The 9310-nt window shown below is 71.8% G+C and carries 6 protein-coding genes; 3 read left to right on the top strand and 3 right to left on the bottom strand.

Features of this window, described 5'->3' with window-relative positions:
- Together IE331_RS10225 and leuA are read left to right on the top strand one after the other, a co-directional pair.
- Positions 1-657: HNH endonuclease signature motif containing protein (locus tag IE331_RS10225; RefSeq protein WP_192143081.1), on the top strand; the 657-nt coding region annotated here is incomplete at its 5' end.
- A gap of 784 nt (positions 658-1441) precedes the next feature.
- Positions 1442-3163, top strand: a complete 1722-nt coding sequence (gene leuA, locus IE331_RS10220; protein WP_192143079.1) for a 2-isopropylmalate synthase — start codon at positions 1442-1444, stop codon at positions 3161-3163.
- Here the strand turns inward: leuA and IE331_RS10215 are convergent.
- Both IE331_RS10215 and IE331_RS10210 read right to left on the bottom strand, forming a co-directional pair.
- The gene (locus IE331_RS10215; protein ID WP_192143077.1) at positions 3141-5141 is read right to left on the bottom strand and encodes a hypothetical protein; all 2001 of its coding nucleotides are present in this window, start codon (positions 5139-5141) and stop codon (positions 3141-3143) included. The genes leuA and IE331_RS10215 overlap by 23 nt on opposite strands.
- A 101-nt stretch (positions 5142-5242) precedes the next feature.
- A complete protein-coding gene (locus IE331_RS10210; protein WP_201931535.1) occupies positions 5243-5725 on the bottom strand; it encodes a MarR family winged helix-turn-helix transcriptional regulator in 483 nt (160 codons plus the stop codon).
- Between the two features lie 73 nt (positions 5726-5798).
- Between IE331_RS10210 and IE331_RS10205 the strand changes: the two genes are divergently transcribed.
- Positions 5799-7826, top strand: a complete 2028-nt coding sequence (locus tag IE331_RS10205; RefSeq protein WP_192143075.1) for an MMPL family transporter — start codon at positions 5799-5801, stop codon at positions 7824-7826.
- Here the strand turns inward: IE331_RS10205 and IE331_RS10200 are convergent.
- Positions 7816-9258, bottom strand: coding sequence for an LVIVD repeat-containing protein (locus IE331_RS10200; protein ID WP_201931533.1), 1443 nt, complete (start codon positions 9256-9258; stop codon positions 7816-7818). The two genes, IE331_RS10205 and IE331_RS10200, sit on opposite strands and share 11 nt — an antisense overlap.
- Positions 9259-9310: the final 52 nt, after the last annotated feature.

Here is a 9310-nt window from a genome sequence, read left to right as displayed (position 1 = left end):
GACGAGACAGACGGCACGGCGGCAGGCGGCACCGGCGACGAGCCTGCCGCGGCCCAGATCGCCGGCCGCGCGGGCGGCGCCGGGACCGGTGCGGTGGTGAAGCCGCGGCAGGCGGTGCTCTATCTGCACCTGGCCGCAGACGCCATCGCCGGCACCGGTCACCGAACCGAGAAGGCCGGGCGGTCGGGGGTGGTGGGGCGGTGTGAGCTGTCCCGGTCCCCGGTGACCGCCGAGCAGATCCGCACCTGGCTGGCCCACCCCGACGCCGAAGTCGTGGTCAAGCCGGTGCTGGACCATCAGGGGCTGGTCCCGGTCGATGCCTACGAGGTGCCGGACCGGATGGGCGAGGCCATCCGCCTGAGGGATGGGACGTGTGTGTTCCCGTGGTGCACCCGCCCGGCGAGGTCCTGTGATGCCGACCACGTGGTTCCTTATGACCCCGACGGTCCACCGGGTCAGACCGCGACCGACAAGCTCGGCGCGCTGTGTCGGCGGCACCACCGGCTCAAGACCCACGGCGCCTGGGCGTGTCACACCCCGGTGCCGGGGGTGTTCGAGTGGACCTCCCCGCACGGGCTGCGGTTCCGACGCGACCGCACCGGCACCTTGGACATCACCGACCCGACCCGCCCGGTCGGTTCCCCGCCCGAGCATTGAGGACACCGCCCCACACCCCACCCCAGGCAGGATCGGGTGGGGACCGTGGCATGTCCACCGGTGGTTGAGCGAGTGGTTTCGAAACGCTCGCTAGCGCTCGCTCCGGTTCCTGAGGAGGCGCGCCAGCGCCGTCTCGAAGGGCAACCACCGTCGCCCGGTTGGCCAGGTCGCGCCGCGAGCGTGTCGAAAACCGGTGGCCGGGCAGGACTACGTGCAGCACCCCGCCTCGGAGTGCCGTACGGCGCTGAAGGGCAGTGGCTGCACGTCGTTCTGCACGCGCAGCACCGTCGAGGAGTGGTTTCGAGACGCTCGCTGGCGCTCGCTCCGGTTCCTGAGGAGGCGCGCCAGCGCCGTCTCGAAGGGCAACCACCGGGGACCGGGCTCGCTCCGGTTCCTGAGGAGGCGCACCAGCGCCGTCTCGAAGGGCAACCACCGAGCGAGCCCGCGCGCCCGGGCAGAACTACGTGCAGCACCCACCTCCGAGCGCGATCCCGGCCCCTCAAGCGGTCGGCTGCACGTCGTTCTGCACGCGTGACCGGGACGAGGAGGGTGCCCGGTGGTCAGGGACTCGCCGGTGCTGGCAATCCCGAGCACCGTGGCGCGGGTAGCCGCTCACGCACCGGACATCGCCGCACGCCGGCGCGGACCGTGCGCTAATCTGGATGCGTCATGAAGCGCCTGCTCCTCCTTAGCTGCCGCAGCGAGGCCTGATCCGTCCGGCCCCCTCGCTGCGGAGAGTGTGCTGCGCGTCCGGCGCCCCTTGAGCAAGACCAGCGAGGACTCCATGACCCACCTGAGCAACATCAGCAATGCACAGCAGCCGTCCGGCATGCCGATCGAGCGCTACCACCCCTTCGTGCCGGTGGACCTGCCCGACCGGACCTGGCCGACCCGCAAGGTCACCCGGGCACCGCGGTGGCTCTCGACCGATCTCCGCGACGGCAACCAGGCGCTCATCGACCCGATGACTCCGGCCCGCAAGCTGACGATGTTCGACCTGCTGGTCGGCATGGGCTACAAGGAGATCGAGGTCGGGTTCCCCAGCGCCAGCCAGACCGACTTCGACTTCGTCCGCCAGCTCATCGAGGAGGACCGGGTCCCCGACGACGTACGGATCTCGGTGCTCACCCAGGCCCGGGAGGACCTGATCGAGCGCACCGTCCAGTCCCTGGTGGGTGCTGACCGCGCCACCGTGCACCTCTACAACGCGACCGCGCCGCTGTTCCGTCGGGTCGTCTTCGGCGTCACCAAGGACGAGTGCCGGGCGATCGCGACCCGCGGCACCGAGATGGTGATGAAGTACGCCGAGGAGCTTCTCGGCGACACCGACTTCGGCTACCAGTACTCGCCGGAGATCTTCACCCAGTCCGAGACCGACTTCGCGCTCGACGTGTGCGAAGCCGTGTCCGACGTGTGGCAGCCGGAGGCCGGCCGGGAGATCATTCTCAACCTGCCCGCGACGGTTGAGATGTCGACGCCGAACACCTACGCCGACCAGATCGAGTACTTCTCCCGCGGCCTCACCCGGCGCGAGCACAGCGCGATCTCCCTGCACCCCCACAACGACCGGGGTACGGCGGTCGCGGCGACCGAGCTCGCCCTGATGGCGGGTGCCGACCGGGTCGAGGGCTGCCTGTTCGGGCACGGCGAGCGCACCGGCAACGTCTGCCTGGTGACGCTCGGGATGAACCTCTTCAGCCAGGGCATCGACCCCCAGATCGACTTCCACGACATCGACGAGGTCCGACGCACGGTCGAGTACTGCACGCAGCTGCCGGTGCACCCGCGGCATCCCTACGCCGGGGACCTCGTCTACACGGCGTTCTCGGGTTCGCACCAGGATGCGATCAAGAAGGGGCTCGAGGACCTCGAGCGCCGGGCGAAGGACAGCGGCGTGCCCACCTCGGAGATGCCCTGGGAGGCGCCGTACCTGCCCATCGACCCGAAGGACGTGGGGCGCACCTACGAGGCCGTCATCCGGGTCAACAGCCAGTCGGGCAAGGGTGGCGTCGCCTACATCCTCAAGGCCGAGCACAAGCTGGAGCTGCCGCGGCGGGCCCAGATCGAGTTCAGCCGGGTCGTCCAGGCGCGCACGGACACGGCTGGCGGCGAGATGACCGCCGACGCGATCTGGGACGTGTTCTCCTCCGAGTACCTCGACCGCGAGGCGCCCCTCAAGCTGAACTCGGTGCACACGTCCTCCGCCGCGGGCGAGCGCGACCAGCTGTCGGTGAACGTGTACGTCGAGGGCGAGCTCGTGTCCCTCACCGGGGAGGGGAACGGCCCGATCGCAGCCTTCGTGAATGCTCTCAACGAGCTGCCGCAGGAGTTCGACGTCCGGGTCCTCGACTACAGCGAGCACGCCCTGTCGGCGGGAGGCGATGCGATCGCCGCGGCGTACGTCGAGTGCGCCGTGGGCGACCAGATCCTCTGGGGAGTCGGCCTGGACGCGAACATTGTGACCGCCTCGCTGAAGGCTGTGATCAGTGCTGTGAACCGGTCATGACGGTCTCGCGGTCGTCGACCGGACGGTAGAAGTCCAGGACCCGCGTGAACTCGTGCGGGTCGACCTTCGTCCGATCGAGCACGAGCGGTGCCGCGCCCTGCTTGGTCACCCTGACCCGCCACCGGCGCTGGCCGGGACGACCGGTCACGTCGACGACCGTGTGCTGGCTGCGCAGGTCGAAGGAGCTGTGGCGGGACGCGGTCTCCACGTCGAGGAGACCGTTCTGGACCACGATCGTGGGCGGCATCGTGCTGATCCGCACGACCCACAGGATCGCGCCCAGGCAGGCCAGGATCAGTGCTGTTCCGAGGATCGTGCTCGAGCGCGTCTGCCACGCGAAGAAACCGACGTAGCCGGACGCGGCGAAGGCCAGCAGCATGAAGAGCACGAGCACCTTCTGGCCGGAGCGGCGCCGGGTCAGCGTCTCCACCGGCGCCACGAAGGAGCCACCGGCCGTGTCGGCGGCCCGCGTCCGCTTCGTCGTGCGGTTCCCGCGCCGCTTCTGGGCCTTCCGGGTGCTGCGGGACCTCTCGCGTCGGGCGGAGGTCGCGACCGGCTCCTGGGCAGCCTGGGTCAGGGTGTCCGGCTCGCCATCGACAGCTGACGGCTCGTCGGGCGACGGCGACGTCCGTCCCCTGCGGGATGTGCGCTTGCCGGCCGCGGCGAGGCGCGCGGCCTCGACCTGCTGGTCGATCTCCCGCTCCTCGGCGGCACGCTCCTCAGCGGCGCGCCTGGCGGCAGCCTCCTCGGCGAGGCGCTGCTCGTCGGTGACCTGGGGTTCGGGCTCGGTGACCTGGGCGGCGACGGACTCCGGGGCCTCGGCCAGGGGGGAGCGGTGCTGGTCCTGCGTGGCTGCGGCTGCGCGGGCAGCTTCGGCGGCGCGCGCGGCTTCCTGGGCGCGGCGCTCGTCCTCGGCGGCGCGGGCTGCCTCCCGTTCCCGGCGCTCTTCCTCGGCGCGTGCGGCCTCTTGGGCCCGGCGCTCATCCTCGGCGGCCTGAGCGGCTTCGCGCGCCCGGCGCTCGTCCTGGGCGCGGCGCTCGTCCTCGGCGGCCTGAGCGGCTTCGCGCGCCCGACGCTCCTCCTCGGCGCGACGCTCTTCCTCAGCGGCGGCCTCCTGGGCGCGGCGCTCGTCTTCGGCGGCCTGAGCGGCTTCGCGCGCCCGACGCTCCTCCTCGGCGCGACGCTCCTCCTCGTCGGCGCGCGCGGCTTCTGCGGCCCGCCGCTCCTCCTCGGCACGGGCGGCTTCCTGGGCGCGGCGCTCTTCCTCGGCGGCGCGCGCGGCTTCCTGGGCGCGGCGCTCGTCTTCGGCGGCCTGAGCGGCTTCGCGCGCCCGACGCTCCTCCTCGGCGCGATGCTCTTCCTCAGCGGCGGCCTCCTGCGCCCGGCGCTGCTCCTCGGCGGCACGTGAGGCCTCCTGCGCCCGGCGCTCTTCCTCAGCGGCACGTGCGGCTTCTGCGGCCCGACGCTCCTCCTCGGCGGCCTCGGCGGCCTCGGCGGCACGCGCGGCCTCCTGCGCCCGGCACTCCCGCTCGGCCGCCGCCTGCCGCTGCTCCTCGTGCAGCCGCGCCGCGATCTCGTCGGCCCGGCGGCGCTCCTCGGCGAGCCGATCGGTGTCGTCCTGGGAGCGCTGCTGGGCCTCGGTCTCGGCCAGCGCGGCCGCGGCACGCGCGGCGGCCGCCCGGTCGGCCTCGGCGAGCACCGCGCGGCGACGCTCCTCGGCCTCCTGCTGGGCACGCTCCCGCGAGGCGGCGATCCGCATCTCGGTGGCACGTCGCTGCTCCGGGGTGATGCCGCGGGCGGCATCCCGGCCGGCTGCCAGCCTGTCCTTGAGCGGGGTGGCGTCGTCGTCCACGGGCTTCCTGGGCGCGCGCAGGACCGACGCGTCGCCGCTGGTCGGCACCGGCTTGCGGTGGCTCAACCAGGCAGCGAGGACGTCGTCCCCGGTGTCTTCCTCGCGCTCGGGCGCTCCGTTGCCCATGGCAGCAAGGTACGGCAAATGGTCCGATTTCGAGGGCGATTCAGGCGGGGGAGCGGGCGTGTGGCGCCCCTGTGGTGCGCCCGTGTCACGCCTGTGGGCGGTCAGACCAGCCGGCGGAGTGCCTCGATGGCCCCCCGGAGGTACCGCTCGACCGTCGCGCGCTCCTCGTCGTCCAGATCGGCGTCGAGCTCGTGCAGCGCGAGGAACATCGGCGTCAGGTGGCCCATGACGTCGCTCCGGCCGGTGTCGGTGATCGTGACGACCGTCCGTCGTCGGTCCGTGTCGTGCGGCCGGCGCACCACGTGCTCGCGGGCGACCAGCCGGTCGACGATGCCCGACGAGGCGGCGCTGGTGACCCCCAGCTCGCGGGCCAGGTCGACCGGGCCGAGCGGACCGTCGAAGAGCAGCTCCAGGGCGCGCAGCTCGGACCGGCTGAGCGACGCTCGTCGGGCGATCGCCGGGGCCACGAGCGAACCGGTGTGGATCAGCTCCCGCAACGCCAGCAGCGTCGAGGTCTCCAGCGACCCGGCCGGCAGGCCGGCGGGCGACTCACCCTCTGGTTTGCGTGGCGACAAGTGACTCACTAACTTAGCAATCCGACTAGCGACCCGGTCGTGGGCAGTCTAGACCGCCATCGACCTCGACGGAGGCCCTTCCATGGCGACGCTCACCCCCCGGCGTGCCGGGGCCACCCTTCTCCTGGCGCTCCTCGGCGCCCTGCTGGTGCTCGGTCTCGTGGGTGAGGCGGAGCGCTCGCCGTCGTCACTGGACGGGCTCCCGGAGGGCGCCGACAGCACGACGGTGGTCGAGCTGCAGGACTCCTTCCCGTCCGGGGAGGACAGCACGGCGGTCGTCGTCTACGCCGCCGAGGACGGGCGGCTGGACGAGGGTGTCGTCACCGAGCTCCGCGGCCAGTTGCGGGACATCGCCGGCGACCGGGCCCCGTTCCGGACGAGTGAGGACGGCACGGCCGCCCTCGGCGTCGTCTCGGTCGACGCGGCCGGCGCGGAGGCCATCGCCACCGCGGTCGAGGACCTGCGCGAGCGGCTGCGCGAGGACCTGCCGACCGGGGTGAGCGCCCAGGTCACCGGCCCGGCGGCCATCCAGGCGGACCTGGCCGCGGTGTTCGACGGCGCCAACCTGCGCCTGCTGATCGCGACCGCGTCCGTCGTGGCGCTGCTGCTGATCGTCACCTACCGGAGCCCGTTCCTGTGGATCGTCCCGCTCGCGGTGGTCGGGATCGCGGACCGGGTGGCGGCCATCCTCGCGACCCAGACCCTGGCCGCCTTCGACGTCACCTGGGACGAGTCGACCATCGGGATCCTCTCGGTGCTGGTGTTCGGCGCCGGCACCGACTACGCCCTGCTGCTGATCTCCCGCTACCGCGACGAGCTCAAGGTCCACGAGAGCCGGTACGACGCCATGGCGCGGGCCCTGCGGCGCACCGCCGAAGCCGTCCTCGCCAGCTCGGTCACGGTCGTCGTCGGCGTCCTGACCCTCCTGCTCGCGTCGTTCCCCGCCACCCGGGGGCTCGGCGTCGCCAGCGCGGTCGGCATCGTGGTGGCGGCGGTCTCGGTGCTCGGCGTGCTGCCGTCCGCCCTGGTGCTGTTGCCCCGCGGCGTGTTCTGGCCACTGGTGCCACGGGTGGGGCAGACCCCGCTGGTCGGATCCCGCTCCGTGTGGAGCCGGGTGGGCGCCGTGGTGTCGGCGCGACCCTCGCTCATGATCGTGGTGACGATGGTCGTGCTCGCCGGGCTGGCAGCCGGTCTGGGGCAGGTCCGCACGGGCCTGTCCGACGCCGACCAGTTCCTCGAGAAGCCGGAGGCGATCGAGGCCTCGGAGCGGCTCGGCGAGTCGTTCCCCGTCGGCAGCGCCGACCCGACGGTCGTGGTCTCGGGCCAGCCCGTCGGCGAGGTGCAGCGGGCGGTCGGGCAGGTCGACGGCGTCACCCCCGGCCAGGTCAGCCAGGGGGAGGGCGGTCTGGTGCGCGTCGATCTGCTCCTCGCGGCCGAGCCCGGCAGCGAGGACGCCCGCGCGAGCATCGAGCGGCTCCGGGCCGCGCTGGACCCCCTGCCCGCGACGTACGTCGGGGGGCCGGAGGCCGAGAGTCTGGACGAGGCGGCGGCGGCATCACGCGACCGACTGGTCGTGTTCCCGGTCATCCTGGGCCTGGTGCTGCTGGCGCTGGTGCTGCTGCTGCGCTCGCTGGTGGCGCCGGTCATCCTGGTCGCGAGCGTGGTGGCGACCTACCTGGCCGCACTGGGTGTCTCGTGGTGGGTGTTCACCGGGGTGCTCGGCTTCGAGCGCATCGACGTCGGGATGCCGTTGCTGGCGTTCCTCTTCCTGGTCTCCCTGGGCGTCGACTACAACATCTTCCTGGTCACCCGGGCGGCGGAGGAGAGCCGCGAGCACGGCACCCGGGCCGGCATGCTGAGGGCGCTCACCGCCACCGGTGGGGTGATCACCAGCGCCGGCATCCTCCTGGCGGCCGTGTTCGCTGTCCTGGGGGTGCTGCCGCTCGTGGTGCTCGCCCAGCTGGGCGTGGTGATCTGCGTCGGCGTCCTGCTGGACACCCTGGTCGTGCGGACCGTGCTGGTCCCGGCCATCGCGGTCCGGATGGGGGACGCGTTCTGGTGGCCGCGCCGGCTGCACGCCGACGCGGCCACCGAGCGCGTCACCCGTTGAAGTTGGGCTGGCTCTGCGGGTTCAGCTCGCCGAACTTCACGCTCTTCGCCGACGCGACCCGCGGGTCACGGACGGTCAGGACGTCCAGGCCCTGCTGGATGTCGTTGGAGTAGATGTAGCCGTCGTAGTAGTACGCCGACCACGACCCGCCCAGGATCAGGCGCTCGTTCGAGAGCGGACCGCGGTCGAACCAGCCGATCTCCTTCGGGTTCGAGGAGTCGGTGAAGTCCACGATCGAGATGCCGCCCTGGTACCAGGCCTGGACCATGATGTCCTTGCCCTTCACCGGGATCAGCGACCCGTTGTGGGCGACGCAGTTCTCGGTGTTGGTCTGGGTCCGCGGGATCTTCCAGTAGCTGCGGAACTCCAGCTGCCCGTCGACGATGTCGTAGATGCCGTCCGCGCCCTTCTCGGGCCCGACGGTCGGGTTGCAGGTGGGGCCGCCGCCACCGCCCAGCTCGTCGGTGTAGAGCACCTTGGTGCCGTCGTTGTTGAAGGTCGCGGAGTGCCAGAAGGCGAAGTTCTCCGTGTCCCGCACGGTCTCGGTGACGACCGGGTTCTCCCGGTCCGAGATGTCCATCAGGACCCCGTCGCCCATGCAGGCGCCGGCCGCGATGTCCTTGCTCGGGTAGGCGGTGATGTCGTGGCAGCCGCTGGTCTGCCTGGACCCGTTGCCGGGCGGGTTGCCACCGTCCGGGAACAGCACCGGCTCGGAGACCACGGAGGCGTCCTCGGGGCTGTCGACCGGGATGCCGACCACGCTGATCAGGTCGTGCGGCGGCTGGCAGTCGGGGAAGGCCGCGTTCGGGCTGTAGGACGAGACGTAGGCGTAGAGCGTCTCCCCGTCGTGGCTCGGCGCGAGCGAGTGCGTGTGCGAGCCGCACTTGGTCTCGACCGAGGCGACGTACGCCGGCTCCGTCGGGTCACTGATGTCGAAGACCTTCAGGCCCTCCCACGATGCCTCGATCGTCGGGGACTGCGCCTCGTTGTCGCAGGTGTCGTTGCTGCGGCTCGAGTCCGTGCTGAGGATCAGCAGGTCACCGCTCACCGAGACGTCGTTCTGCGACCCGGGGCAGACGACCTGGGCCACCTGCTTGGGCTTGTGGGCCTTCTTGATGTCGTAGACGGTGAAGCCGTTGTAGTTGCCCGCGTAGGCGTAGTTGCCCTGGAAGGCGAGGTCGCTGCTGAAGGAGCCCTCGGAGGCGAACGCGCCGTTCTTGGGGATGTTGGCGAGCAGCGTCATGTTCTTGCTGGAGGCCTGCTCGCCGGGCTCGAGGACGGCGTCGCTGTCGTCGAGCTGCCCGAGGCGCTTGCCCGGGAGACAGCCCTGGTCGAACCTGTCGTCGGCCTTCTTCAGCTTCTTCTGCCCGGGACCGCAGTCCGGATCGGTCTGTTCGGTGATGACCTCGTCGGGGTCATCGTGAGCGTTCACCGGCGCGGCGATGGCCGCGAGTCCGCAGGCGAGCCCGATGGCGAGCACTGCG

The organism is Nocardioides donggukensis, from assembly GCF_014842875.1.
In the GTDB taxonomy this organism is placed as follows: Bacteria; Actinomycetota; Actinomycetes; order Propionibacteriales; family Nocardioidaceae; genus Nocardioides; species Nocardioides donggukensis.
Note: the sequence above shows the minus strand (reverse complement) of the source record. Positions and strands in the feature narration are given on the sequence as shown.